This is a genomic window from Vibrio sp. 2130-1 (assembly GCF_033339515.1).
This window is the reverse complement of the sequence record NZ_JAWOUT010000664.1, coordinates 1-536: the sequence shown is the minus strand read 5'-3', so window position 1 is coordinate 536 and position 536 is coordinate 1. Positions and strand designations below refer to the sequence as shown.

Annotated in this window: 1 pseudogene; it reads left to right on the top strand. The window is 46.8% G+C overall.

The annotated features are described in order from the left end of the window. Positions 1-536, top strand: a pseudogene (locus tag R7Q09_RS28020) (ATP-binding protein); the annotation flags it as partial.

The following is a 536-nucleotide window of genomic DNA, read 5'->3' as shown; positions in this document are numbered from 1 at the left end:
TCCGAAAGAGATTTCGCCGCTTATTTCTGACCTCAATGCTCTGCTTTTCCACTATCAGGAGTTACTGGAACGTGCGCGTAACCACGCGGGTAATTTGTCACACGCACTTAAAACGCCGCTATCTGTGTTAAAAAATGAAGTGCAAACGCTAGAGCCCAAAACGCAAGCCCGCTTAAACGCCCCACTCAACCAGATTCAAGATCACATCGACTATCATTTAGGTCGCGCTCGAATGGCGGGTTCCATGAACATCCTTTCTGTCAAAGCCAATCCAGCAGAGCGAGTGGATGCTATCTCAATGGCGTTCGATAAAGTCTATGCCGAGCGAGACATCACCTTAGTTAATGAGCTTGATTCTGAGTTGAATGCTGCAGTCGAAAAAACCGACCTCGATGAAATGATCGGTAACTTGCTTGAAAATGGCTATAAATGGGCAAATAGCATGATTCGCGTCCACTCTACTCAGGATAAGGATAGTATCCACCTGATTATCGAAGACGATGGGCCTGGAATCCCTCAAGCGCAATTAGGCCAAG